Origin of the sequence: Pseudomonas sp. B392_1p (assembly GCF_052245235.1) — a bacterium.
Lineage (GTDB): Bacteria > Pseudomonadota > Gammaproteobacteria > Pseudomonadales > Pseudomonadaceae > Serpens > Serpens gallinarum.
Window position 1 is genome coordinate 35,099 of the sequence record NZ_JBQPXM010000016.1, and the last position, 25,803, is coordinate 60,901.

25 protein-coding genes are annotated in these 25,803 nt (G+C 60.1%); 14 read left to right on the forward strand and 11 right to left on the reverse strand.

Annotated features, from left to right (window positions below):
* Window positions 1–94: 94 nt before the first annotated feature.
* Together proB and ACTV8E_RS18940 are read left to right on the forward strand one after the other, a co-directional pair.
* Entirely contained in the window at window positions 95–1,213 is a 1,119-nt protein-coding gene (proB, locus tag ACTV8E_RS18935; RefSeq protein ID WP_273536047.1) for a glutamate 5-kinase, read from the forward strand.
* Window positions 1,214–1,224: 11 nt separating this feature from the next.
* A complete protein-coding gene (locus tag ACTV8E_RS18940) occupies window positions 1,225–1,671 on the forward strand; it encodes a CreA family protein (protein ID WP_273536046.1) in 447 nt (148 codons plus the stop codon).
* A 104-nt stretch (window positions 1,672–1,775) separates the two neighbouring features.
* On the opposite strand, the gene rpsT is transcribed toward ACTV8E_RS18940, so the two are convergent.
* A complete protein-coding gene (gene rpsT / locus ACTV8E_RS18945) occupies window positions 1,776–2,051 on the reverse strand; it encodes a 30S ribosomal protein S20 (protein ID WP_251836468.1) in 276 nt (91 codons plus the stop codon).
* Between the two features lie 245 nt (window positions 2,052–2,296).
* Here rpsT and murJ point away from each other — a divergent pair, with 245 nt between their 5' ends.
* The 6 genes from murJ (at window position 2,297) to ispH (ending at window position 9,818) form a co-directional block, all read left to right on the forward strand.
* Window positions 2,297–3,838 carry a murein biosynthesis integral membrane protein MurJ gene (gene murJ / locus ACTV8E_RS18950; protein ID WP_443200489.1) on the forward strand — a complete coding sequence of 514 codons (1,542 nt, stop codon included), beginning with the start codon at window positions 2,297–2,299 and terminating at the stop codon, window positions 3,836–3,838.
* 144 nt (window positions 3,839–3,982) lie between these two features.
* A complete protein-coding gene (gene ribF, locus ACTV8E_RS18955) occupies window positions 3,983–4,921 on the forward strand; it encodes a bifunctional riboflavin kinase/FAD synthetase (protein WP_443200490.1) in 939 nt (312 codons plus the stop codon).
* A gap of 15 nt (window positions 4,922–4,936) precedes the next feature.
* Window positions 4,937–7,768: an isoleucine--tRNA ligase gene (ileS, locus tag ACTV8E_RS18960; RefSeq protein WP_443200491.1), complete on the forward strand. Its 2,832-nt coding sequence runs from the start codon at window positions 4,937–4,939 to the stop codon at window positions 7,766–7,768.
* Between the two features lie 66 nt (window positions 7,769–7,834).
* Window positions 7,835–8,335, forward strand: coding sequence for a signal peptidase II (gene lspA, locus ACTV8E_RS18965; protein WP_251836472.1), 501 nt, complete (start codon window positions 7,835–7,837; stop codon window positions 8,333–8,335).
* A complete protein-coding gene (locus tag ACTV8E_RS18970) occupies window positions 8,328–8,765 on the forward strand; it encodes an FKBP-type peptidyl-prolyl cis-trans isomerase (protein WP_273536037.1) in 438 nt (145 codons plus the stop codon). The genes lspA and ACTV8E_RS18970 overlap by 8 nt, the downstream gene beginning before the upstream one ends.
* Before the next feature lie 108 nt (window positions 8,766–8,873).
* The gene (gene ispH, locus ACTV8E_RS18975; RefSeq protein ID WP_273536036.1) at window positions 8,874–9,818 is read left to right on the forward strand and encodes a 4-hydroxy-3-methylbut-2-enyl diphosphate reductase; all 945 of its coding nucleotides are present in this window, start codon (window positions 8,874–8,876) and stop codon (window positions 9,816–9,818) included.
* Between the two features lie 67 nt (window positions 9,819–9,885).
* Here ispH and ACTV8E_RS18980 read toward each other — a convergent pair whose 3' ends face one another.
* From ACTV8E_RS18980 to ACTV8E_RS19010, 7 genes are all read right to left on the reverse strand, one after another.
* A complete protein-coding gene (locus ACTV8E_RS18980) occupies window positions 9,886–10,320 on the reverse strand; it encodes a type IV pilin protein (RefSeq protein ID WP_273536033.1) in 435 nt (144 codons plus the stop codon).
* Window positions 10,317–14,243 (reverse strand): pilus assembly protein, encoded by a 3,927-nt coding sequence (locus tag ACTV8E_RS18985; protein ID WP_443200492.1) that lies wholly within the window; start codon window positions 14,241–14,243, stop codon window positions 10,317–10,319. The genes ACTV8E_RS18980 and ACTV8E_RS18985 overlap by 4 nt, the downstream gene beginning before the upstream one ends.
* Window positions 14,244–14,290: 47 nt before the next feature.
* Window positions 14,291–14,845 (reverse strand): pilus assembly PilX family protein, encoded by a 555-nt coding sequence (locus ACTV8E_RS18990; protein WP_273536030.1) that lies wholly within the window; start codon window positions 14,843–14,845, stop codon window positions 14,291–14,293.
* A complete protein-coding gene (locus tag ACTV8E_RS18995) occupies window positions 14,842–15,648 on the reverse strand; it encodes a PilW family protein (protein WP_273536028.1) in 807 nt (268 codons plus the stop codon). The genes ACTV8E_RS18990 and ACTV8E_RS18995 overlap by 4 nt, the downstream gene beginning before the upstream one ends.
* Before the next feature lie 12 nt (window positions 15,649–15,660).
* Entirely contained in the window at window positions 15,661–16,281 is a 621-nt protein-coding gene (pilV, locus tag ACTV8E_RS19000; RefSeq protein ID WP_443200493.1) for a type IV pilus modification protein PilV, read from the reverse strand.
* Window positions 16,278–16,826, reverse strand: coding sequence for a GspH/FimT family pseudopilin (locus ACTV8E_RS19005; protein ID WP_443200494.1), 549 nt, complete (start codon window positions 16,824–16,826; stop codon window positions 16,278–16,280). The genes pilV and ACTV8E_RS19005 overlap by 4 nt, the downstream gene beginning before the upstream one ends.
* A gap of 123 nt (window positions 16,827–16,949) precedes the next feature.
* Entirely contained in the window at window positions 16,950–17,498 is a 549-nt protein-coding gene (locus ACTV8E_RS19010) for a GspH/FimT family pseudopilin (RefSeq protein WP_273536026.1), read from the reverse strand.
* 121 nt (window positions 17,499–17,619) lie between these two features.
* Between ACTV8E_RS19010 and thiO the strand changes: the two genes are divergently transcribed.
* Window positions 17,620–18,732, forward strand: a complete 1,113-nt coding sequence (thiO, locus tag ACTV8E_RS19015) for a glycine oxidase ThiO (RefSeq protein ID WP_273536024.1) — start codon at window positions 17,620–17,622, stop codon at window positions 18,730–18,732.
* On the opposite strand, the gene ACTV8E_RS19020 is transcribed toward thiO, so the two are convergent.
* Entirely contained in the window at window positions 18,729–19,193 is a 465-nt protein-coding gene (locus tag ACTV8E_RS19020) for a multidrug transporter (RefSeq protein WP_273536022.1), read from the reverse strand. The two genes, thiO and ACTV8E_RS19020, sit on opposite strands and share 4 nt — an antisense overlap.
* A 131-nt stretch (window positions 19,194–19,324) precedes the next feature.
* Complete coding sequence (locus ACTV8E_RS19025) at window positions 19,325–20,128, reverse strand: SirB1 family protein (protein WP_443200495.1); 804 nt, start codon at window positions 20,126–20,128, stop codon at window positions 19,325–19,327.
* A gap of 100 nt (window positions 20,129–20,228) precedes the next feature.
* Here ACTV8E_RS19025 and ACTV8E_RS19030 point away from each other — a divergent pair, with 100 nt between their 5' ends.
* The 4 genes from ACTV8E_RS19030 (at window position 20,229) to ACTV8E_RS19045 (ending at window position 24,557) form a co-directional block, all read left to right on the forward strand.
* Complete coding sequence (locus ACTV8E_RS19030) at window positions 20,229–21,248, forward strand: Leu/Phe/Val dehydrogenase (protein ID WP_251836485.1); 1,020 nt, start codon at window positions 20,229–20,231, stop codon at window positions 21,246–21,248.
* A gap of 76 nt (window positions 21,249–21,324) precedes the next feature.
* Complete coding sequence (gene pdhA, locus ACTV8E_RS19035) at window positions 21,325–22,422, forward strand: pyruvate dehydrogenase (acetyl-transferring) E1 component subunit alpha (protein WP_443200496.1); 1,098 nt, start codon at window positions 21,325–21,327, stop codon at window positions 22,420–22,422.
* A complete protein-coding gene (locus ACTV8E_RS19040) occupies window positions 22,415–23,401 on the forward strand; it encodes an alpha-ketoacid dehydrogenase subunit beta (protein ID WP_251836487.1) in 987 nt (328 codons plus the stop codon). Before pdhA ends, ACTV8E_RS19040 begins: the two co-directional genes overlap by 8 nt.
* Before the next feature lie 55 nt (window positions 23,402–23,456).
* Complete coding sequence (locus ACTV8E_RS19045; protein WP_251836488.1) at window positions 23,457–24,557, forward strand: dihydrolipoamide acetyltransferase family protein; 1,101 nt, start codon at window positions 23,457–23,459, stop codon at window positions 24,555–24,557.
* A 145-nt stretch (window positions 24,558–24,702) separates the two neighbouring features.
* Here the strand turns inward: ACTV8E_RS19045 and ACTV8E_RS19050 are convergent, their stop codons facing one another.
* Complete coding sequence (locus ACTV8E_RS19050; RefSeq protein ID WP_251836489.1) at window positions 24,703–24,960, reverse strand: YebG family protein; 258 nt, start codon at window positions 24,958–24,960, stop codon at window positions 24,703–24,705.
* Between the two features lie 285 nt (window positions 24,961–25,245).
* Here ACTV8E_RS19050 and ACTV8E_RS19055 point away from each other — a divergent pair, with 285 nt between their 5' ends.
* Window positions 25,246–25,722 carry a phosphate-starvation-inducible protein PsiE gene (locus ACTV8E_RS19055; RefSeq protein ID WP_251836490.1) on the forward strand — a complete coding sequence of 159 codons (477 nt, stop codon included), beginning with the start codon at window positions 25,246–25,248 and terminating at the stop codon, window positions 25,720–25,722.
* Window positions 25,723–25,803: the final 81 nt, after the last annotated feature.

Sequence of the window (25,803 nt, forward strand, 5' to 3'; positions counted from 1 at the left end):
CGCCGCTTTTCAGCGGCGTCGTGCTGAGTGATGGCAACGAATTAAAACAAGACGTGCGCCTGCAGGGCGCTTCTCGGCTCAGGGCTGGATGACTATGCGGAACAAGGTGACAGGCGCGCGGCGCTGGGTAGTGAAAATCGGTAGCGCCTTGCTGACCGCGGATGGCAAGGGATTGGACCGCGCTGCCATGGATATCTGGGTGGCGCAAATGGTCGCGCTGCGCGAGGCGGGTGTGGAGCTGGTGCTGGTGTCCTCCGGCGCGGTGGCGGCGGGTATGGATCGCCTTGGCTGGCAGGAGCGTCCTAAAGCCATGCATGAACTGCAGGCGGCTGCCGCCATTGGTCAGATGCGTCTGGTGCGGGCGTGGGAAAGCAGCTTCGCCGAGCATGGCCTGCAAACTGCGCAAGTGCTGGTGACTCACGATGACCTGTCCGACCGCAAGCGTTACCTGAATGCCCGGAGCACCTTGCGCACCCTGGTGAGCCTGAACGTAATCCCGGTGATCAATGAAAACGACACCGTTGTGACCGATGAGATTCGTTTCGGTGACAACGACACCCTGGCGGCGTTGGTAGCCAACCTGGTGGAAGCCGATCTGCTGGTGATTCTCACTGATCGTGACGGCATGTTCGACGCCGATCCGCGTAACAACCCCAATGCCCAGTTGATCTACGAAGCACGTGCCGATGATCCGGCGCTGGACGCCGTGGCGGGTGGCAGTGCGGGTGCGTTGGGGCGCGGCGGTATGCAGACCAAGCTGCGTGCGGCGCGTCTGGCCGCGCGTTCCGGTGCCTATACGGTGATCATTGGTGGGCGCATCGAGCGCGTGCTAGATCGACTCAAGGTGGGCGAGCGCCTGGGCACATTGCTGTCCCCAGAGCAAAGTCGCCGCGCCGCTCGCAAGCAATGGCTGGCTGGGCATCTGCAGATGCGCGGCACGCTGGTGCTGGATGCTGGGGCGGTGAAGGCTCTGCGCGAAGGCCATAGAAGTCTGTTGCCGGTGGGCGTAAAGGCGGTAGCTGGCAGCTTTCGTCGCGGCGAGATGGTGGTGTGCGTCTCTCCTGAAGGTGAAGAGGTCGCGCGCGGGCTGGCCAACTACAGTGCGGTGGAGACGCAAAAGATTTGCGGCCATCCTACCGACGATATTGAGAAACTGCTGGGCTATGTCGACGGCCCGGAATTGATCCATCGTGACAACATGATTGTGGTTTGAGGGCCCTGCCGATGCGCGCGCGTGCACTGTTCCTGCTCATGCTGGCTGCGCCCTTGGCGCTGGCTGAAGAGATTGGCGAGGTCTCCACGGTGTTCAAGTGGTTCGGCCCAAATGACCGGATTGTGGTCGAGGCGTTCGACGACCCCAAGGTGGAGGGCGTGACCTGCTACCTGTCGCGGGCCAAGACCGGTGGCGTCAGTGGTGGGTTGGGGTTGGCGGAGGATCGCGCCGAGGCCTCCATCGCCTGCCGGCAAGTGGGCGAGATCCGCTTGAAGGGTGAGCTCAAGGATGGCGAAGAAGTGTTCAAAGAGCGCACGTCCTTGGTGTTCAAGACCATGCAGGTGGTGCGGTTTTTAGATAAGAAGCGCAACACGCTGGTGTACTTGGTTTACAGCGATCGGATTATCGAGGGCAGTCCGCAGAATGCGGTGACGGCGATCCCGATTAGGGCGTGGTAAGGCTGATGGTGGGTAATCGATGCGTTCTGATTCGCCCTGGCGCTACCTTTTTTTGCAGACAACAAAAAACCGGCCATTGGCCGGTTTTTTGTGGAACGTATCACTTAGGCGGCGGGCTGAGCCAGTGCCTTGATGTGACCGTTCAGGCGGCTCTTGTGACGAGCGGCCTTGTTCTTGTGGATGATGCCCTTGTCGGCCATGCGGTCGATGACCGGTACGGCAGCAGTGTAGGCTGCTTGGGCTTTTTCCAGGTCCTTGGCCTCGAGAGCCTTGACCACGTTCTTGATGTAGGTACGCACCATCGAACGCAGGCTGGCATTGTGGCTGCGACGCTTCTCAGCCTGTTTGGCGCGTTTTTTGGCGGAAGGGCTGTTGGCCACCGTCGAACTCCTCGAAAACTGGGGGATGCAAATAAATAAGGCCGCGAATGATGCCGTCGGGTTGTCTGCTTGTCAAGCACACCCACGGCAGCGGCCGATGGGAGGACGGGTGTCAAAAGCGATGCAGGGAAGTTATCCCAAGGCCCGGGTTTGCCGCTAAACTCGGCGGCTTTCCAACCCTAAGGGCCAAGGCCGGCACGATAACAGGCCGCTGGCCGCTTGTGCAGTCCGGATCGCAATTTTTCATGAATCTACTCAAATCCCTGGCAGCGGTCAGCTCGATCACCATGATCTCCCGCGTGTTGGGTTTTGTGCGCGACACCATCATTGCGCGCATCTTTGGTGCCGGGGTGGCTTCCGATGCCTTTTTTGTGGCCTTCAAGCTGCCCAACCTGCTGCGCCGTATTTTCGCTGAAGGGGCCTTTTCCCAAGCTTTCGTGCCGATTCTCGCCGAGTACAAGCAACAGCAGGGTGAGGAAGCCGCACGTACCTTCGTGGCCTATGTCTCGGGGATGCTCACCCTGGTGCTGGCGGTGGTCAGCTTGCTGGGTGTACTGGCCGCGCCTTGGATCGTCTGGGTCACCGCGCCGGGTTTTGCCGATGAGGCCGACCGCTTCGAGCTGACCAGCGACCTGTTACGGATCACCTTTCCCTACATCCTGCTGATTTCCCTGTCGTCTCTGGCCGGGGCGATCCTCAATACCTGGAACCGTTTTGCCGTGCCGGCCTTCGTGCCGACCCTGCTCAATTTGTGCATGATCGGTTTCGCCTTGTTCCTGACCCCGTACTTCGATCCGCCGATCATGGTACTGGGCTGGGCGGTATTGGCGGGCGGCCTGGCGCAGTTGCTCTATCAACTGCCGCATTTGAAAAAAATCGGCATGCTGGTGCTGCCGCGACTGAACCTGCGCGACAGCGGTGTGTGGCGGGTGATGAAGCTGATGGGGCCGGCCATCCTCGGCGTCTCCGTGGCGCAGATTTCGCTGATCATTAACACCGTTTTCGCCTCCTTCCTAGTGGCTGGCTCGGTGTCCTGGATGTATTACGCCGATCGCCTGATGGAGCTGCCTTCCGGGGTACTAGGCGTCGCGCTGGGGACGATTCTGCTGCCTTCACTGTCGAAAAGCGTCGCCAGCCAGAATCCCGAGGAATATTCCCGTCTGCTGGATTGGGGATTGCGCCTGTGCTTCCTGTTGGTACTGCCCTGTGCCTTGGCGCTGGCGCTGCTGGCCGAGCCACTCACCGTGTCGTTGTTCCAGTACGGCCAGTTCAGCGCCCACGATGCGCAGATGACCCAGCGGGCCTTGATGGCGTATTCGGTCGGCTTGCTGGGGCTGATCCTGATCAAGGTGCTGGCCCCCGGTTTCTATGCCCGGCAGAACATCAGAACGCCGGTGCGCATCGCCATGTTTACCTTGGCTATGACCCAGGTGATGAACGTGCTGTTCGTGTTCGTCATCCCGCTGGCCCATGCCGGCCTGGCCCTGGCCATTGGACTGGCGGCCTGCCTGAATGCCGGCCTGCTGTACTGGAAACTGCGCGCTCATAATCTGTTCCAGCCGCAGCCCGGCTGGGGGCGCTTCCTCGCCAAGCTGGTCGTGGCGGTGCTGGCCATGGTCGCCGTGCTGGTCGGTGTGATGCAGGTCATGCCGGCGTGGGAGCAGGGCGGCATGCTGTTGCGCTTCGCCCGTTTGGGGGTGTTGGTGGGCGCTGGGGTGATGGCCTATTTCGGCATGCTGGCGGTGCTGGGCTTTCGTGTGCGGGACTTCGCGCGCCGGGCGATTTGACGGCGCTGTCTGCATTTACAGGGGTAGGCTGGCCGCCTCGCTGCCAAGTGTCGTTTGACGTGTGTGCCTTGCCGCTATCCCGTGGCCTACCCGCCATCCGCCGCTGTGCGTATAATCGGCCACTTTTCAATCAAGACGTCCGCTATGCAGCTGGTTCGAGGCCTACACAATCTGCGGCCCCAGCATCGGGGCTGTGTCGCCACTATTGGCAATTTCGACGGTGTGCACCGTGGCCATCAGGCAATCCTGAAGCGGCTGCGCGAGCGCGCGGCTGAGCTGTGCCTGCCCACCTGCGTGGTGATCTTCGAGCCACAGCCGCGCGAGTTCTTCACCCCGGACAAGGCGCCGGCACGCTTGGCGCGCTTGCGCGACAAGCTCGAGCTGCTGGCCGCCGAAGGTGTGGACCGGGTGCTGTGCCTGGCCTTCAACCGGCGCCTGCGTGAGCTCAGTGCCAGCGATTTCGTCCAGCAGGTGCTGGTCGACGGGCTTGGCGTCAAGCACCTGGAAGTGGGCGACGATTTTCGCTTCGGCTGCGACCGCGCCGGCGACTTCGCCTTCCTGCAGCGGGCGGGGCAGCGCGATGGCTTCAGCGTCGAGTCCGCCGAGACCATCGAGCTGGATGGCGAACGCATCAGTAGTACCCGCGTGCGCGAAGCGCTGGCCAGCGGCGATTTCGCTTTGGCCGAACGGTTGCTGGGCCGGCCGTACAGCATCGCCGGGCGGGTCATGCATGGCCAGAAGCTCGGTCGCCAATTGGGCGCACCAACCGCCAATGTGCAGCTCAAGCGCAGCCGCATACCGCTGCAGGGCGTGTACCTGGTCAGTGCGCTGATCCAGGGGCAGCGCGTGCCGGGGGTGGCCAACATTGGCATGCGCCCCACCGTGCAGGGCGATGGCCGCGCCCATCTGGAAGTCCATCTGCTTGATTACGCTGGCGACCTGTATGGCCAGCGCATCAGCGTGGCCTTTCACCATAAGTTGCGCGAGGAGCTGCGCTTTTCCTCGCTGGAAGATTTGAAAATGGCGATCGACGCCGATATCGCCGCCGCCCGAGCCTATTGGCTGGGTCAACCGCATCCCTAACGAGCCTGAATGACGATGACCGACTACAAAGCGACCCTGAACCTGCCGGAAACGGCGTTTCCGATGAAGGCCGGCCTGCCGCAGCGCGAGCCGGAAACCCTGGCACGCTGGCAGAGCATGGACCTCTATCAGAAGCTGCGCGAGCAGGGTAAAGGGCGTCCGCAGTTCATTCTTCACGATGGCCCGCCGTATGCCAACGGCAGCATTCACATCGGCCATGCGGTGAACAAGGTCATCAAGGACATGATCGTGCGCTCGCGCACCCTGGCCGGCTTCGATGCGCCCTACGTGCCGGGCTGGGACTGCCATGGTCTGCCGATCGAGCACAAGGTCGAGACCACCTTCGGCAAGAATCAGCCGGCCGACCAGACCCGCGAGCGTTGCCGCGATTACGCGACCCAGCAGATCGAAGGGCAGAAGGCCGACTTCGTGCGCCTCGGCGTGCTGGGCGACTGGGACAACCCGTACAAGACCATGGAATTCTCCAACGAGGCCGGTGAAATCCGCGCCCTGGCGAAAATGGTCGAAGGCGGTTTCGTGTTCAAGGGCCTCAAGCCGGTGAACTGGTGTTTTGATTGCGGTTCGGCGCTGGCCGAGGCGGAAGTCGAATACCAGGACAAGAAGTCCGACGCCATCGACGTCGCCTTCGCCGTAGAAGATGCCGATCAGTTGGCCGCTGCTTTTGGTCAGGCGCACCTGGCCAAGCCGGCCAGCATTGTCATCTGGACCACCACGCCCTGGACCATTCCGGCCAACCAGGCGCTGAACGTTCACCCTGACTTCATCTACGCGCTGGTCGATACCGGCGACACGTTGCTGGTGCTGGCCGAAGAGCTGGTCGAGTCCAGCCTGCAACGCTATGGCCTGCAGGGCGAAATCATTGCCCGTTGCGAAGGCCGCGCGCTGGAAAATATCCGCTTCCGCCACCCGTTCTACGAGCGTTTCTCGCCGGTCTACCTGGCCGAGTACGTGGAGACCGGCGCCGGTACCGGCATCGTTCACTCGTCCCCAGCCTATGGTGAGGACGACTTCCGCACCTGCAAGCACTACGGCATGGAGAACGACGACATTCTCAGTCCGGTGCAGAGCAACGGCGTCTACGTTGCGGACCTGCCGTTCTTCGGCGGCCAGTTCATCTGGAAGGCCAACCCGGCCATTGTCGAGAAGCTGCGTGAAGTCGGCGCGCTGCTCAAACATGAGAGCATCAGCCACAGCTACATGCACTGTTGGCGCCACAAGACCCCGCTGATCTACCGCGCCACCGCGCAGTGGTTCGTCGGCATGGATAAGGTTGTGGCTGATGGCAGCTCCCTGCGCGCCCGCGCCCTGGACGCCATCGAAAACACCCAGTTCGTCCCGGCTTGGGGCCAGGCGCGCCTGCACGGCATGATCGCCGGCCGTCCGGACTGGTGCATCTCGCGCCAACGCAACTGGGGCGTGCCGATCCCGTTCTTCCTGCACAAGGAAAGCGGCGAGTTGCACCCGCGCACCGTCGAGCTGATGGAGCAGGTCGCCCAGCGCGTCGAGCAGGAAGGTATCGAAGCCTGGTTCAAACTGGAGCCCACCGAGCTGCTGGGAGACGAAGCCGAGCAGTATGAGAAGATCAACGACACCCTCGACGTGTGGTTCGACTCCGGCACCACCCACTGGCACGTGATGCGCGGCTCGCACCCCATGGGCCACGAAGAAGGCCCACGCGCCGACTTGTACCTGGAAGGCTCCGACCAGCACCGTGGCTGGTTCCATTCCTCCTTGCTGACCGCCTGCGCCATTGATGGCCACGCGCCGTACCGTGGTCTGCTGACCCACGGCTTCGTGGTGGATGAGAACGGCCGCAAGATGTCCAAGTCGATGGGCAACGTGGTGGCCCCGCAGGAAGTCAACGACAGCCTGGGCGCCGACATCCTGCGCCTGTGGGTATCGTCGACGGATTATTCGGGCGAGATGGCCGTCTCCAAGGTCATCCTGCAGCGCACCGCCGATGCCTACCGGCGCATCCGTAATACCACGCGCTTCCTGCTTTCCAACCTGAACGGTTTCGACCCGTCCAAGGACCTGCTGCCGGTCGAGCAGATGCTCGACCTGGATCGCTGGGCCTTGGACGCCGCGGCGCGCCTGCAGACTGAAATCACCGAAGCCTACGATGAGTACCGCTTCTGGAACGTCTACCACAAGGTACACAACTTCTGCGTGCAGGAGCTGGGCGGCTTCTACCTGGACATCATCAAGGACCGCCAGTACACCACTCAGGCCGACAGCATCGCGCGTCGCTCCTGTCAGACGGCGCTGTTCCACATCGCCGAGGCGCTGGTGCGCTGGATTGCGCCGATCCTGGCCTTCACCGCCGACGAGATCTGGCAGTTCCTGCCGGGCGAGCGCAACGAGTCGGTGATGCTCAACACGTGGTACGACCAACTGCCATTGCTGCCGGAAGGCTTTGCCCTGGACCGCGCCTATTGGGAACAGATCCAGGCGGTCAAAGGCGCAGTCAACAAGGAACTGGAAGGCATGCGCGCGGCCAAGGCCATCGGCGGTAGCCTGCAGGCCGAAGTGACCCTGTATGGCGAGGAGTCTCTGCAAGCGGCGCTGGGCAAGCTGGGCAACGAACTGCGTTTCGCCCTGATTACCTCTACCGCCTCGCTGGCGCCGCTGGCGGATGCCCCGGCCGATGCCGTGGCGACCGAGGTGCCGGGCCTGGAGCTGAAGATCGTTAAGTCGGCCCACGCCAAGTGTGCGCGCTGCTGGCACCACCGCGAGGACGTCGGCAACCATGCCGAGCATCCGGAGCTGTGCGACCGCTGCGTGGAAAATATCGAAGGCGCTGGCGAGACCCGACACTATGCATAAGCCGTCGATCCTGCCCCTGCGAGGCTTCGGCCTGCCGGCTGTTGGTGTGCTGGTAGAGGACGACCGATGACCGCGCGCTTCGGCAAGCTGACCTGGTTGTGGCTCAGTGCACTGGTGTTCGTCCTCGATCAGGCGACCAAGTACTACTTCGAAGGCAGCCTGAACCTGTACCAACAAATCGTGATCATTCCCGATTACTTCAGCTGGACGCTGGCCTACAACACCGGTGCAGCCTTCAGCTTCCTGGCCGGTGAATCCGGCTGGCAGCGCTGGCTGTTCGCGCTGATCGCCATTGTGGTCAGCATCGTGCTGGTGATCTGGCTCAAACGCCTGAAACCCAACGAAACCTGGCTGGCGGTCGCGCTGGCCCTGGTGCTGGGCGGTGCGTTGGGCAACCTGCTGGACCGTATCCTGTTCGGCCACGTGATCGACTTCATCCTCGTTCACTGGCAGAACCGCTGGTATTTCCCAGCCTTCAACCTGGCCGACAGTGCCATTACCGTTGGCGCCATCATGCTGGCGCTGGACATGTTCAATTCCAAGCAGTCCGGAGACTCCCATGACTGACGTACGTATCGGCCCGGACAAGGAAGTCACCCTGCACTTCGCCATCAAGCTGGAAAGCGGCGATGTAGTGGACAGCACCTTCGACAAAAAGCCGGCCACCTTTAAATTCGGCGACGGTAACCTGCTGCCCGGCTTCGAATTGGCCCTGCAAGGTCTCAAGGCCGGTGACAAGCGCAGCTTGCGCATCGAGCCGGAGCGCGGCTTTGGCCCGTCCAACCCGCAGAACCTGCAGGTGATGCCGCGCAGCCAGTTTGCGGGCATGGAGCTCGCCGAAGGCCTGATGGTGATCTTCCAGGATGCTGCCAAAGCCGAACTGCCCGGCGTGGTCAGCACCTTCGACGACCATCAGGTGACCATTGATTTCAACCACCCGCTGGCCGGCAAGACGCTGACCTTCGACGTGGAAATACTTGACGTGAAGGCGGCCTGACACAGGTCGCAACCGCCGAATGGGTTGAGCGCAGCGATACCCATCACGCAGGACAGACAGTCCCGCAGTAGACTTCACTTCTGGTTAAACCGCGTGCCGAGAGAGCCCATGCAAATCAAACTCGCCAACCCCCGAGGCTTCTGCGCCGGCGTCGATCGCGCCATCGAGATCGTCAACCGCGCTCTGGAAGTATTCGGTCCGCCCATTTATGTGCGCCATGAAGTCGTGCACAACAAGTTCGTGGTCGAGGACTTGCGCGCCCGCGGTGCGGTGTTTGTCGAAGAGCTGGATCAGGTGCCGGATGACTTCATCGTCATCTTCAGCGCCCACGGCGTGTCCAAGGCGGTCTGCCAGGAAGCCGAGCGGCGCGGTCTGAAGGTGTTTGACGCCACCTGCCCGCTGGTCACCAAGGTGCACATGGAAGTGGTGCGCTACAGCCGTGAAGGCCGTGAGTGCGTGTTGATCGGCCATGCAGGCCACCCGGAAGTCGAAGGCACCATGGGCCAGTACGACGACAGCAAGGGCGGCAGCATTTATCTGGTGGAAAACGAGGACGACGTGGCCAGGTTGCAGGTGCGTAATCCTGACTCATTGGCCTTCGTGACCCAGACCACGTTGTCGATGGACGACACCAGCAAGGTTATCGACGCCCTGCGCCAACGCTTCCCCAACGTCGGCGGGCCGCGTAAGGACGATATCTGCTACGCCACCCAGAACCGCCAAGACGCCGTCAAGCAACTGGCCGTGGAAAGCGACCTGGTGCTGGTGGTCGGCAGCCCGAACAGCTCCAACTCCAACCGCCTGCGCGAACTGGCCGAACGCATCGGTACCCCGGCTTACCTGATCGACGGCGCCGAAGACCTCCAGCGAGAGTGGTTCGACAACGTCACCAAGGTCGGCATCACTGCTGGCGCCTCCGCCCCGGAAGTTTTGGTGCGTGGTGTGATCGAACAACTGCACGCCTGGGGTGCCACCGGCGCAGAAGAGCTGATCGGACGGCCGGAGAACATTACGTTTTCGATGCCTAAGGAGTTGCGGGTGAAGAATTTGTAATTAGCGTTTTGTTGTTATGAAAAAAAGAAGCCCGGGTTTAACCCGGGCTTCTTTTTTTAAGGGTGGTTCAACGCCAACAATCCTGAATGGTTTTGCCGCTCCCCGAGCGGCCTTTGGTGCCCAAGGCTGTCAGGGTCAGGTTGCCGCAGGCGGTATCTGAGAACTGCTGAGTGGCGGTCAGCGTATAACCGCCGTCGCCGTTGACTGCCCCGACATTGAGTGTGTATTTGCCTGTGCTCGAAGTGACGGTCGTACCGCTCGTTCTCGGCAATTGCAGCTTTCCAATATCCGCTGCAGTGGTGATGTAGCGGTTGTTTTGGGCGAAAAATCGCTCTTGGCGTGCAGCGGCCTCGCTAAGCAAGGCCTGCCCCTCGGTGCGGTTGCCGCGCTTTATGTGCTCGTCGTAGCTGGGGTAGGCAATGGCCGCAAGGATGCCGATGATCGCGACCACGATCATGACTTCGATCAGGGTAAAGCCGGCGGATGTGCGTTGGTCAATCATTTGAATTCCTCGGGGATGATGTGCCAGCTCTGGCGTCCGTTAGAGTTCGGGTCGTCGCCTACCGTGGCGGGGTTATTGGCGCCGTCGCTACCGAACACTTTATTACCTGGAGCCAGGTTGAAGCCTCCGAGGGCCGGGAAACGCACGCCGGACACAACGTTCGAGCTAAAGGCATCGGTTGCGTTGACGATGCCGTCTTTGCTGAGGTCGAGGACGTTGTACTTGGTGCGTCCGCCGGTATAGGCGTCCACGGCATAGAACCAGGTGTCCGCTCCATCCGCGCACGGATCAATGTTGGGTGTCAGGCTGCTGTAGAACAACGTCCCGCCGCTCGCGGACATGTTGTTGACGATCATCTCGCCCAGCTGCGTATTGCCGACTTTGAGATCAAGCGCCCAGCCCCATTTGGCAACGTTGCTGTCATCTTCGTAGTCCAAGGTTTCACCTGCAGCCGGGGCGTTATACCAACTGATCGGCTCCTGGCTGAGAATGCGAATATCGTTGACCGCCTGGTTACCTTCTACGCCCACGGTTGCACCGTCATGCTGATTGGTGAATCGCTGGGTAGCCAAGGTGCTGCGTTTTTCCGCAGTGGCGGTACTTTCAGTGGTGTCCTGCGCTTTGGTCTTGCGATCCCATATGCCGTACAGCGTCATCACCCGACTGGTATCCACATTCGCATCACTGGTTTCGAAATACTTGCCGGTACCGAAGAGCACCAGGTAACCCAGGCGAGTTGGATGACGGACCAGCGACGGTTGAATGGTGATGGCTTGGCGTGCGCTGGGATTGGCGTCCGTTCCACCCGAATCTCGCGCGGTGAAGAGAGGTTTCCCACCGTAGGCAATGGTGAAGTGGTCGGTTGTAACGTTGGTCTGTACGGTTCGTGAGAAAGGATCGCTGATGGGATTCTCGGGTGTCGAGCTAACGGACTTGACCAGGTCAAAGCGCCACAGGTTGCCCTGTAGGTCGCCCGCATAGGCGTAGTCGGCCAGGCCGTCGCTGTTATTGTCGGCGGCACGGACGCTGGATAGCCCATTAGGTAGGGTCGTAGCACTGGCCCCGGAGCCCTGCGTGATCTCGGGTACCACCAGCTTCTTCAGCAGTGCACCGGTCTGAATATCGATGATCATCAGCGCGGCCTTGTCATTCGTGCTGTTATAACCGTTGCCCATCAGCACCGCCCATTTCCCGGTATGCAGGCGAGCAATCTCTGGTTGGGCAAAGGTGTAGCCCAGATCCACATCGCCGCCTGCTTCAGTGGCGTCGAATTCCCAGAGCAGCTTGATATTCGCCGGGTCGGTGACATCCAGAGCAAACAACGCCTTGCCACCTGCGCGCAGGGTGCCAACCAGGACGGTGCGCCAGCCGAGGGTATCGTCAAAATACACATCGCGAACCACGGGCGTGCCATCTACGAAGAAGCGATGCTCGCCTCCCTTGTAGTTTTTTCCGGTCAGTCGATAAAGGTCTGGCATGACCGCGCTGGGCACGAAGGAAAACTGGATGTTGCCCGTGTTGGCATTGATGCCATGCAACATGCCGTCATTGGCGCCGACATAGATCATTTCTTGACGCCCTTCGTCCACCGGCGTCGCTGCAGTACGCTTGCGATGTTCTGCGCGGAAGGTCGAATAGCTTCTATAGCTGTCGCGGCCGTTGGGGGATTCAGCGGTGGCGGGGTTTTCAATCTTGTCTGCCAGATAGGCGAGATAGCTGGGTGTACCGACGATCACCGGGCTGGAGTTGATAATGTCGCCGATGACTGTGCTGCGCTGACGAAAGTGTGTCTCGGCGCTGCCTTCGTTACCGCGGGAGCCCTTGATGTAGGCGAGCCTTTCCACTCCGCGAGCGTCGACAGGATGAGTCAATTCTTCTGGGTTTTTGTTAAACATAGCCTGCTGAACTTCAGTCAGGTTGTTCCATGTGAAGTCCTGGAGGCCTGAGCTGGTGTCAGTGGCAGATTTCATTTTCACATTGCTTAGCGCGCTTTGGTTATTCGCCTTGGCATCCCAGGCAACGGTTTGGGTACCGCTGCCATCGATGGAGGTCTTGGTGATCTGGCCGCTCCAGTCTTCACTGGAAAACTCAGTCGCATAGACATTGCTTTGCAGGGCGCTGCCGTCCGAGTCGGAAACGAAAGAAGCGGAAACGGCTGGACGTGCAGCAGCAGTGGTGCGCGCGGAGATTCTCTTGAGGATGTCTTGGAATGCCTCAACCATGGTATCCGGGCTGTCCACGCTGAAAAACTCGCCACGGGAGTTAATTGCTGCGTGCCAGAGGTCATAGACATTGTTATCACTGTCAGCAGCGGCTGGCGGCCAAGGCGTACCAGTTTTTAGGTTTTCATAACCTGTCCCGCTGAAGGTATTTCCTGCCCAGGGCAGGCTTGGATTATTTAGGGCGCGAGTTAGGCCAAGCCCCATGGTGAAATTGACTAGATTTTGCCATGTGGCGGGATTGTTTCGAGGGTCCCAGTACTGGGTCTCTCGATTGGTATTGGCGAAGGGAATAAAGGGCTTGAGCTTGTTGTCCAACCCAGGCTTGGCATCGGTTGCCCAGTATTTGAAGGCGAGGTCAGCCAGGGTATTGGCCGTACCATCTTTAAAGGGGGCAGCCACCGTATAGGTACTGCCGTCCGGTAAAGTTTGGGTCGTATTGTCAGCGTTGCCTCTTACTGCATCAGAGTCTGTTGTTGTTCTTCCCGAAGTAACAGTGTCACCGTTCCAGATGCCATCGGTCATGCTGATGTGATAGCTAGGTCGGCAAGCATAAATATTGCCGGTTACGTTGTTCTGGCTGGTATCGTTAGGGTACTTATGCCAGGCGGTTTCAGTCGTTAGAAACTTCCCGGCGCGATCTAGCGCGCCGCGAAGCGGTGTTCCGCTATTGAAGTTCAGCGTGTCGAACCAAGAAAACAGCCGTCCTCGCTGTGATGCAGTGAATTCGCGAAATCGGTTATCTCCACCGCAGCCAGCACTCGTGCCGTTTAGGGATGTACACGCGTTCAGACTTTGCCACGTCAGGCGGGCACTGGGTGACAGATCCGAGAATGCTAGGCGAGCAGCGGATAGGGTCGCTAGTGCCCGGTTTCGATAAAAGGAATACCAGATGGCGAAATTTTGTTTTTGGGCGTCACCAGTGACATCTACTTTTCGGTAGCAGTTGTCACTGCTGATGCTCTGGGAGCATGAATCCAGTGTCGGATCATAGACATAGTAATAAGCAGGTACTCCGGATTTCTCCAAAGATATAGTGTAGTTGGAGTTGCTTCGGCTGCATTGTATATTGGAATATAATGATGAGCTGGCGGTGCAGCCAGTGTTCGATCTTCTAACTGTAATTGATCCGAAGTTTTCGTTTTTTATTGAGGTGCTCTGGGTTCCGGTAAGGCTTAGGGTTACAAGAAATTTAAAGTCCTGTGCCGGGTTTTCAGCAAACTGACGATAGCTGTAATCAGGGACGTTGGCATCAAAGTTAGTGCCGTGCGCGACAGTAGGTTTATACCACCATGAGACTTTGTAGTTGTTGTTAAGGTTCAATCCGCCAAGGCTGGGGTTGAATCCATTGTAATAAGCCTCGCTAAATGAGGTGCTATATGCGCCGCTTTCATTTCCGTTTGAGTCGAATTTTACGGGTATCAGGTATGTAATTTCGGGGTTGTAATACATCGAGTTGTAGGTTGATGATTTGATTCGGCGCGAGGTGCGATCGCTCTCGATGCTGTCAGGTACATAGGACGCTCGCATGCTACCCGAGTCGTCCAAAGTCAGAATTAGGTTAGGCGCCACTGTCTCGCTAAGTATCAATGGGATATTGCTAATGTTCAGCGCAGCGGCTACGGCGGATTGAGTTCCACTTAAAAAAAAGGCACAGCCGAGCAGGCTCATGCATGCTTTTTTATAAAAGCTCAGGGTGCTCATAGGGACTCCATGAGGACGTTATTATTAGCAGGGTAGGGGTCGAGTTGTTATTCGCTTTCAATCCGGCCTTTGGAGTTCAGTGCCACGGTTGAGCGCAACGCTGCATCTAGGGTGGTGCTTTTCGACTGGCTGTTAATTTCATATCGGAAGATGCCAATGCCCAGCATCATATTGCCGTACTCCGGGTTTTCGCTTTCGCCCTGGTTTTCGCCAGAGGGAGCGATCTGCGCATACCAGCGAGTATCACGCTCCAAGGTTGTGTCATCGTTTGGTGAATACACTTGATGGTCAGTGAAGTCTTGGGCGTAGCTGGGTTGGCGAGTCAGCAGGCAGAGCTTCTTGGTGGCGATCTCTGCGCAGTCGCTGGTCGGCTCTTGTGGGCCGCGCAGGGTTGCGCGGCGCTCGCCGTCGCGCAGGCCCGATTCGGCTGAACTTACGAGTTTTTTCTGCTCGGCGACGTTGCCGGTAATGCGTGCCTCTAGGGCGACTTCACGCATGCTGGAAATGGCCAGCACGGTAAGAATCAGCAGGAACACCAGGGCGATCAATAAGCTGGCGCCCCGCTGCGTCGGTGGAAATGTGGGGAGGAGGTTGATATTCATGGCAGACGATTCCTCATGCTTGTAGTGCTGCCGACGAGGGAATAGAGCTTTCTGTCCGGCGCTTCGATATCGACTTGTGATCCTCCTGGAGTTTCTTCCGAGTCAGGCGATTCATCTGCCGCCTCGCTAGCAGCCGGATATTTGGCGGCCCAATGTTTGAAAGCAGGGCTGTCTCGGTTATCGCTCAGTTGGGCTGCACTGGCTGCCAGAGCGAAATATCGAACAGAGCGAATTTCGTCCCCGCTGGCCGGGGTGCCTTTGTAAGTAGCGACGGTTTTTTCGTTCGTGGTATTCACGCCAAATTCGAAGCGTAAATCGGCAAGGCCGTCGGCAATCGCTGCGTTGTTGCAGCGAAGTTCGCCCGAACTGGCGTCGAACTCGAATTTGGCAACAATGGGAACGCCTGAATACCTGGTGTATGGGCTATCTGGAATGTCTACGACGTTGTTCCCCTCGCAATCCCTGGTGCCATTGAAGGCGGGTTCGTAGCGGATACAGAAGCTGGTGGCGCTAAGAAATTTGACGACCTGCCCGGGGTTGAATGCGCAGCTTTCAGTGTCTTGAGCAGGAAAAACAAATTCGGCAAGGCTATCGGGCTCGCGTCGATAACCGGCTTTAGCCAGCTCCTGATCGAGGATCAGCAGGGTGTAGCGGCCATTCTCGATATTGCTGGATTGGCCTTGCTGAAAGAGATAGTTGCGTTTGTTGTCGAGATAAATCTGAGTAATGCCGAGGATCAGGAAACTGCTAATGGCCAAAGCGACCAGCAGTTCGACCATGGACAATCCGCTTTGCTTGTTCATGACGAGTGTTCCTTACACTTCAGCGCGAATGCGGTAGTGACAAATTGATGTATCGCCTGGCGGTGCGTTTTCGTCCGCCGACTCCTCGTCTTCGCTACCCTCTCCGCTTTCATCGTCACTACTTTCTTCACTTGTGCTCTCGTCATCTGCACTGGGTGTTTCCTCCGCTACGACGGTATCGTCCAGGCAGCCTTCTCCTTGGGCTCGCCAGGCGAGCTGGATCTCCAGGACCGAGCCTGCATTGCATGAACCAGGCGTTTTAGAAAGACAGGTGTGGAAGTTATTTACGAGATCGGCTGCGCCGGGTAAGAGGGCACGGACGTCACGAGACCAGCATTCAAGTTGTTTGCTGGCAGCGGTATTGGCGAGGCCAATACATTCAGTCGCTGAGCTGGCAGCGGCTGGCAGGCTGGAAAAGCTGTATGTATCGATCTGGGTGGGGTTGGCCTTGATCAGTTCAAACAGGTCACTGGCCAGCATGGCCGCGTGGTTACGCTGCACGGAGTCCTGGGTGTACTGGATGGCGCGAGCCTGCATGGCGACCAGGCCGATGATGCCTATGCTGACCAGCAATAGCGTGACGAGCACTTCAATCAAACTGAAGCCATGGGATTTGTGGAAAGGTTTTTTCATGGAGTGCAGCTCGCCAAGGTGCCGTTGATGTCTTTGCCACGGGGAAGAAGCCGGGTTGCACCGCTGGCGCCCACGTTGATCAGGTAGCCCGAAGCAGCATCCGAAGCACGGCACAGGGTGATACGGGCCGTGGCTGAGGCGGTGCCGTTGGGTGCGTATTCGAAACTGGCTCGGGAGGATAGAACGGCAGCCTGGCTTGAGTCGGGAATGAAATGGCGTAAGGGAATATTCGGCAAAGGTTCGGGTGGTGAGTCTTCATCTTCACCCTCGGCTTCAGCATTGGCCGGCTGTTGAACTTTGATTGAGGCCACCCAAGCGGCGTTGTTAGCACCCGGCTCAATCAAAATGGTTTGTCGATTTGCGACGGCTGTGCTGCGGGCATATTGCAAGAAAGCCACCAACTCCTCGGCCTTCCCCTGAAGCTGATTGTCGCGAATCAACGTGGCGAAGTTGGGCAAGGCGATATTCGCCACAATGGCTAACAAGGCCAGCGTGATCATTAATTCGATCAGGGTGAATCCGTGCATGCCAGAACGACGTGACATGATGAGCTCCAGGGTGTTGACGTTGAGATCATGCGAGCAGGCCTGGAGTATGTCGTGTTTGCGAAGACGACCGGGGCGAAACGGGGGACATCCGGTCGTCGGGTTTGTAAAGTTGTGAGCTGCTTAACTTTCGACCGTTTCGATGTCGTCGTCTGTTACTTCGTCTTGAGCCCCGCATAAATGAAGCCGCTCATGTTTATCCGCAGCATTACCAATGCGCGCCCTTCCCTGGCGGTTGAGTACAATCAGCCAGGCGAGCTTCTGTTGATCGCATTCAAAGAAGGACCCATTGCTCGCAAAACCGATGCCGTTGCCGGCGAAATCGACGTGTTGCCTAAACCCGCGCCAGCGCAAGCTGCTGCCGGACGCTTGCTGGCTGAAGCGAAGGACTTTGCCATCGGATGCCTGTCGGATGATCCAGCCCTGGCTCCAGTCGGTTTGGCAGCTGGTCCCGTTGCCTGAGGCGCATAGTTCGACGACTGAGTTGCTGAGAACAGCCTGCGCCCGGGTGTAATTCAACGCAGCGAGCATTTCATCTTGCAGCGCCAATTGCCGATTGCGCGCAATAAGCTCTGCGAAAGCCGGAACGGCAACGCTGGCGAGAATGGCCAGCAGCGCCAGCGTGATCATCAACTCCACGAGCGTAAACGCCCGCTGTGGATGAAAGTTCATGTGCAAGTCCTTTTACCAGTCCGCGTATCATGGCGATCCTCCTGGTCGCCCATCCTTCTTAGTCCAGACCGTTTGGGAGTCAAGCAATCGCGTGGTAATCCTGCCTATAGAGGGGCGAACTGTGGCACAGCGAACACTAATCATCGGCGGCGGCATCATCGGCTTGCTCTGCGCTTACCAATTGGCGCGGGCGGGTGTTGAGGTGGTGTTGCTGGAGCGCCAGGCGTTGGGTCGGGAGGCGTCCTGGGCCGGTGGCGGGATCGTTTCGCCGTTGTACCCCTGGCGCTACGCTGAGGCGGTGTCAGCTTTGGCGCATTGGTCGCAGGACTTCTATCCCCAACTGGGCGAGCAGTTGCTGGCCGAGACTGGGGTGGATCCACAAGTGCAGGTCACCGGGCTGTATTGGTTGGACCTGGATGATGAGGCCGAGGCGTTAGCGTGGGCCGCGCGTCACGGACGGCCGTTGGTGCAGGTGCCGGTGGTAGACGTGCAAGCGGCGGTGCCGGCATTGGCGAATGGTTACCAGCGTGCGCTGTACATGGCTGAGGTGGCCAATGTGCGCAATCCGCGTTTGATGAAGTCGTTGCGTGCCGCTTTGCTGCGATTGCCCAACGTGGAAATTCACGAGCATTGTTCGGTGCAAGGCTTTATCCGCAATCACGGGCGTGTGGTTGGTGTGCAGACCGTTCTGGGCGAGCTGCATGCCGAGCGGGTAGTCGTGGCCGCCGGCGCCTGGAGTGGCGAGTTGCTGAAAACCCTTGGTCTTGAGCTGCCGGTAGAGCCGGTGCGGGGGCAGATGATTCTCTTCAAGTGTGCCGAGGATTTTCTGCCGAGCATGGTGCTGGCCAAGGGGCGCTATGCGATTCCGCGTCGCGACGGACATGTACTGGTGGGCAGCACGCTGGAATACACGGGCTTCGACAAGTCCACCACCGAGGAAGCGCTGGCCAGCCTTAGAGCTTCAGCTGCCGAATTACTGCCGGCGCTGGCCAAGGCGGAAGCGGTAGGCCATTGGGCGGGGCTCAGGCCGGGGTCGCCGGATGGCATTCCCTATATTGGTGAGCTGGAGAGCCATCCAGGGTTGTGGCTGAACTGCGGACATTTTCGCAACGGTCTGGTGCTGGCGCCGGCGTCCTGTCGCTTGCTGGCCGATTTGATGCTGGGCCGTGAGCCGATCGTCGATCCGCGGCCTTATGCGCCAATGGCGCGCGGTATTGGTCTTGGTCGGCCCTAGTCGGCGAACTGGCCGCGTAAGCGTTGCGCCTGAAAATCCAGACTTTCGGGACGATAACCCGGGCGCAGCGGCGGCACGGGCAGGCAGTCTTCCCAGCTGGCGCCGGGCTGCAAGTGGTCGGCGGCGTGATAGCGCGGTGTTTCGCCACGGTTTTGTGCAAGGTTCAAATCACTGTCCGGACGATAGGCTGCAATTTGCCAGCGCAGGGATTGCAGCGGCCTGTCGCTGCCATTGGTGAGCACCAGGTGCAGCGGTCGATGGCTCGGGCAGTGGCCGGGAGCGTATTCGAGGCGCAGCTCAAGGTGTGCTAGACGTTGTTCCTCGCGGTGTTCCTGCCACAGCACCCAGGCCGCCACCAGGCCGAGACTCAGCAAGGCAACTGCAGAGACCGGTAACGCCCGGGCTGGATAGCGAACCAGCAGAACCAGCCAGGTGATGGCGAGCAGCACGCCAATCAGCATGGCTGCGACCTTGCAATGATCATGGATGGGGACATGGCTGGCAGCGCCTGAACGAATCGGACTGCCATCTTAGCGCAGGCAAAAAGAGTGTGCCGTAGCGGGTGGACTCCGGGCCAAGCCCAACTCGCGCTTCAGTGCACCGCCGAAACGCTCTTTATCTGGCGCAGACGCATGTTCAACCGCAAGTGTTCGCCTGGGTCATCGCACAGCAACAGAGCATGTTGCAGGTCGTAGCGCGCACCTTCGGGACAATCGAGCAGTTGGTAGATGTCGGCGCGCGCCAAGTGATCGGCGAGGCTGGGTGGGCCGAGCAGCAGCACGCGCTCGGCATCCTTGAGCGCAGCCAGCGGGGCATTGTTCAGCAAATGCAGTTCGCGCAGGTTGCGCGACAAACGTTGCAGCAGCGTGTGGGCATCGCAGGGGCGCAGATGGTCGGCGTGCAAGGGGATGGCCTTGCCAAACTGGCGGCGCAACAGCTCTCGGCAATCGCCGGCATACAGGCGTCGGCCAGTACAGGGGTCGAGCAGGTGATCGGCGCCGGGTACGCGCAGTAGAACGCGTCCCGGAAAGTTGACGCCGTGCAGTGGAATGTCCAGGCGGCGGGCGATTTCCAGGGCGAGCAAGGCCAGGCTCAGTGGCTGGCCGCGCCGGCGGCGCAGGACCTGATGGATAAGCGCCGCGTGGGGTGAGAGCGGAATGTCTTCATCTTCCTGGAAATCCAGCGCGCACAGCTGGCGCAGCAACGGCTGGGCCAGCTCACGAGGCGGAAGGCTGGGTAGATTGACGGCCACGCGATGACGCAGGTGCTCCAGTTCGGCCAGAACCTGGCGGGGACGCAAGAGCGGATCATGTTCGGCGGCAATCCAAAGCGCGGCCTCGAACATGGCTGTGGGGCCTCGCCGCAGGCAGGCGAGGCAGGCTTCGCGAAGATCCATTCGTCGTGCCTCCTGGTGACCTTTTTCTTGTAGTCGGCAGGCGGAGTTTCGTCCAGTCGCGAGCCTATACTGCGAGAAATGTAGAGACGGAGATCATGTCATGTTCGCCGCAATGGAAGCCGCCCGGCTCGAAGCTTTACACCTGGCCCAGGACCCGCCCACCGGGCTGCAAGCAATCATCGCCATTCACAACACCACACTCGGTGCGGCATTGGGCGGTTGCCGTTTTTTACCGTATGCGGACCCTGAAAGTGCCATTCTCGATGCGATTCGCCTGGCTCAGGGCATGAGCTACAAGGCCGCCCTGGCCGGCTTGCCCCAGGGCGGTGGCAAGGCGGTGATCATCCGGCCGGGACATATCGCCAACCGCGCGGCGCTGTTCGAGGCTTTCGGGCGCATGATCGAGTCGTTGGCTGGCCGTTACATCACCGCGGTGGACAGCGGTACGTCGAGCGCCGACATGGACTGCGTCGCCCAGCACACCCAACATGTGACCAGCACCAGCGCGGGCGGTGATCCCTCGCCACACACCGCGATGGGCGTATTCAATGGTATTCGCGCCACTGCGCTGGCCCGTCTGGGCAGCGACGATCTGGAAAGCCTGCGCGTGGCGGTGCAGGGGCTCGGTCATGTCGGGTACGCATTGGCAGAGCAATTGGCGGCCGCGGGCGCCGAAGTACTGGTCAGCGATCTGGACAGTGGTCGCGTGCAGCTGGCGGTGGAGCAATTCGGTGCCCATCCGGTGGCCAGTGATGCGTTGCTCAGCACACCCTGCGACATCCTCGCGCCCTGCGGGTTGGGCGGGGTGTTGGACAGCCAGAGCGTCGCGCGCCTGCGCTGCGCTGCAGTGGCCGGCGCGGCTAACAACCAGCTGGCACAAGCGCATGTCGCCGACGAGCTGGAGGCGCGCGGCATTCTCTATGCGCCGGATTATGTGATCAACTCGGGCGGGCTGATCTATGTTGCACTGCAACATCGCGGCGAGACGTTGCCGGCGATCACGGCGCACCTCTCGCGGATCGGCGTACGCCTGACCGAGATCTATGCTCATGCTCAGGCCGACAAGCGCTCGCCGGCACGAGTGGCCGATGCACTGGCCGAACATTTGCTCTACGGTTGATACAAGCTTTTTCCACTGGGCCCGCGGCCACAAGCCGCACCCGCAAACGCACCCACAAGGTGCTCTGGAGATTGGCATGCACGACCCCGCTATTGCGTATACCCGTTATCTTGACCCAGACGGTCAACCTTGTGCGGAGCTTCCGGCTTGTGCCGAAGACGCCGAATTGCTGGAGCGGCTTTACCGGCAAATGGTGTTGACCCGCCTTTTCGATCAGAAAGCCGTGGCCCTGCAGCGCACCGGGCGCATCGGCACCTACGCGCCGACGCTCGGCCAGGAAGCCATTGGTGTGGCCCTCGGCGCCCTGATGCACGCCGAAGACATCCTGGTGCCCTATTACCGCGACACCGCCGTGCAGCTGATGCGCGGGGTACGCATGGAGGAAATCCTGCTGTATTGGGGCGGCGACGAACGCGGCAGCGACTTCGTCGATCCGGCCGCCAAGGAGGATTTTCCGCTGTGCGTACCCATTGCTACCCAGGCGCTGCATGCCTGTGGCGTGGCCAGCGCGTTCAAGATGCGCGGCCAGGCGCGGGTGGCGGTGACCACCTGCGGCGATGGCGCCACCAGCAAGGGGGATTTCCTCGAAGCACTCAACGTTGCCGGCGCCTGGCAGTTGCCCGTGGTGTTTGTGGTCAATAACAACCAATGGGCGATCTCGGTGCCGCGCAGCATCCAGTGCGGCGCGCCAACCCTGGCGCAAAAAGCCATCGGCGCCGGTTTCACCGGCGAACAGGTCGACGGCAATGACATTCTGGCCGTGCATGCACGCTTGCAGGCGGCCCTGGATCGTGCCCGTCAAGGCAAGGGACCGACGCTGGTGGAATGCCTCAGCTATCGTCTCGGCGATCACACCACTGCCGATGACGCGACCCGCTACCGGCCAGCCGAAGAGGTCAAGCAGGCCTGGCAGCGCGAGCCGGTCAAGCGCCTGCAGGCCTTTCTCGCCGCGCGCGGCAATTGGGACGAGGCCCGCGAGCAAGACCTGATCGCCACCTGCCAGGCCCAGGTGCAGCAAGCGGTGGAGCGTTTCGAGAAAGCCGGCGAGCAAGCGCCCGAGGCGATTCTCGACTATCTCTACGCGCGTTGGCCGGCTGTGCTGGCCGAGCAGCGCGAGATGCTGCGCGAGCGCGTCGCACGACGCCAGGCAACCGGAGGGCAGGGCCATGAATGAGAAAAAACTCAGCCTGGTCGAGGCGGTCAACCTGGCTCTGCACCGGGCCATGCAGGAAGACGACAACGTCGTGGTGCTCGGCGAGGATGTCGGTGTCAACGGCGGGGTGTTTCGCGCGACCTTGGGGTTGCGCGAACAATTCGGCCTGAAGCGGGTGATCGACACACCGCTGGCGGAAACCGCACTGGGCGGCCTGGCAGTCGGAATGGCGGCCCAGGGTCTCAAGCCGGTGGTGGAAATCCAGTTCATGGGCTTTATCTATGCGGCCATGGATCACTTGGTGTCCCATGCCGCGCGGCTGCGTAACCGCACCCGTGGCCGGCTGAGCTGCCCCATGGTGCTGCGTACGCCCATGGGTGCGGGGATTCGGGCACCGGAGCATCACAGCGAAAGCACCGAGGCGATGTTCGCGCAGATTCCCGGTGTGCGTGTGGTCATTCCGTCCTCGCCGGCGCGGGCGTATGGCCTGTTGTTAGCGGCCATCGACGACCCTGATCCGGTGATTTTCCTCGAGCCCACGCGGTTGTATCGAATGAACCCGCAGGCATTGCCCGACGATGGCCGGCGCCTACCGCTGGACAGCTGTTTCACCTTGCGCGAAGGCCATGACTTAACGCTGATCAGCTGGGGCGCCAGCGTGCACGAGACCCTGCAGGCCGCCACGCGGCTGGCCGAACGTGGGGTCGAGGCGGAGGTAATCGATGTGGCCTGCGTCAAGCCGCTGGATCTGGACACCCTGGAAGCATCGGTGCGCAAGACGGGGCGCTGCGTGATCATCCATGAAGCGCCGAAAAGTTGCGCAGTGGGCGCGGAAATCGCCGCGAGCCTGTATGAGCGTGCCTGGTTGGATCTGCAGGCGCCGATCCAGCGCGTCACGGCCCCGGACATCCCGCCACCGTTGTACCGACTGGAGCAGCTGTATATCCCCGGCGTCGAGGACATCCTGGCGGCCTGCGAGACAGTGCTGGAATACGCTTGAACAGATCCTGTGGAGGGCCTGGAACAGGGCTCTCCATGTGCAACGGAGAACAACAATGAAGCACTTCAAACTGCCTGATCTCGGCGAAGGCTTGCAGGAAGCGGAAATTGTCGAGTGGCATGTCAAAACTGGCGATACGGTCAAGGCCGATCAGTTGCTGGTTTCGGTGGAAACCGCCAAGGCCATCGTCGATATTCCTGCGCCCTATGACGGCGTGGTGGTGAAAACCTTCGGCGCCGCTGGCGATATCCTGCATGTCGGCGAGCCGTTGCTGGCCTACGAAGGCGAGGACGATGCCGGGACTGTGGTCGGGCGCCTGGAAGGCGGTAACGCGGCGCAGGCGGACAGTTTTTTTGTCGGTGCCGCGCCGTCGACCCGTGAGCATTTGGCGCCGCGCGCCACACCGGCGGTACGGCAACTGGCCCGGCAGCTGCGCATCAACCTGGATGAGGTAAAAGGCAGCGGGCCGGACGGATTGATTACCCGCGCCGATGTACAGGCCGCCGCCAGCAGCGCGCCTGCCGGCTTCGGCGGCGAGAAGCTGCGCGGGGTACGGCGCAGCATGGCGCTGAACATGGCCCGTGCTCATGCCGAAGTGGTGCCGGTAACGATCTATGGCGATGCCGACCTGCATCGCTGGCCCGAAGCGCGCGATCCCTTGATTCGCCTGAGCCAGGCGATTGCCAGAGCAATTACCGTAGAGCCGGGACTCAATGCCTGGTTCGACGGGCAAAGCCTGACCTTGAAGCACAACGACACGCTCGACTTGGGGATTGCCGTCGATACGCCGGACGGCTTGTTTGTGCCAGTGCTGCGCAACGTCGGTGCGCGCGAAGCGGAAGATCTGAAAGCGGGCATGGCGCGACTGCGCGCCGATGTGCAGGCACGCTCGATTCCGCCCCAGGAAATGATGGGCGCCACCTTCACATTGTCGAATTTCGGCACCTTGTTCGGCCGATATGCCAATCCGATAGTGGTACCGCCGCAAGTGGCGATTCTGGGGGCCGGCGGGATTCGCCAGCAACCGGTGGCGGTGGAGGGCAGGGTGGAGATCCACCCGATCCTGCCGTTATCGCTGACCTTCGATCATCGTGTGGTAACCGGAGGCGAGGCGGCGCGGTTTCTGAAAGCGCTGGTAGAGACGCTGGAAGCCTGACGCAGAGAAAACGCCAAGTAGAGTAGGGTGGCGCCTCACCTGTCGCAAGGTCATGTGCCGGAGTAGTCGGCCCCGCCCGACGGCCCGCAACGAACGATGCCGCCCCACCGAGGCGGCATCGCTCCGTATGCGTAGCGGGGGTGGGCTAGCCCTTGTCGAAGTTCAGCTCACTGAGCACATCCACCGGGCCCCTGAAGGCCTTGGCGAACAGGTCACGATTCTTGGCCATGAAGATGCCAATTTCTTCCAGTTGTTCCTCGCTGATGGAGGGCACGGCCTTATGCAGCGCTTCGGAAAGCGCCTCGGCCAGTTCGAGCATCTTGTCGTAACGATCAGCTTCGGCCTTATCCATGAACAAGCGCTCCAGATCGCGACTGCTGCGGTATACCACTTCGACGGCCATTCATCACCCCGTTGCCTTCATTCTGTTCAAGTTGATTGGATACTGTTTGTTTGTACAGTATAGGGGCGAGTGGCCAGCTTTGGAAGATCAGCCGCTGCGTCAATCGGTAGCAGCGTCTTCTCACCCGGGCAGGCACGCGGCGTGCTTTATTTGAACGCCTGTGACCCAAGCGGCCTGGTTGGGGCTGCAACCCCGTGCCTGGGCTGATGAATCGCTGGGTAAGCAAGCCTACAAAGGCATGCCCGGCAACAAACGTAGCCGAAATTATTAAGGTAGAAGTAAGTAATGAAGTGGGCAGAGTTCAGCCGTAAACGCATGCATGACCTGGCAAATTCACTGGGGAATCTGGTCGTTGAAAGCTTCCATTATCTCGGTTTGTTTGTGATTGGCGCGGCGACCGTTTGGGCGTCAGTCGTTGCATTCATGGGCATGGTTAATAAGGGACATGCCAGCATTGACGATATCTTGCTGCTTTTTATCTACCTTGAATTAGGCGCCATGGTGGGCATCTATTTCAAAACCAACCACTTGCCGATACGCTTTTTGCTCTATATAGCCATTACCGCGTTGACGCGGTATTTGATTGGTGATGTGTCTCATCATCGAGTTCCAGATATTGGCCTGCTGTACTTGTGTGGCGGCATTTTTCTCCTGTCGCTTTCGGTTCTGGCTGTGCGAATTGCCTCGAATAAGTTTCCGTCAACCAAGGTTCTCGACGCCAATGGCGAAGAGGTAGGCGATACCTTCAATGAGAAGCCCTAAATTTTAAGGCGGGCAGCCGGATTGCCGCATCGTTGAGACCGCAGTATTCGTGGGCGATCTTCGTCCCCCTGTCGGATCATC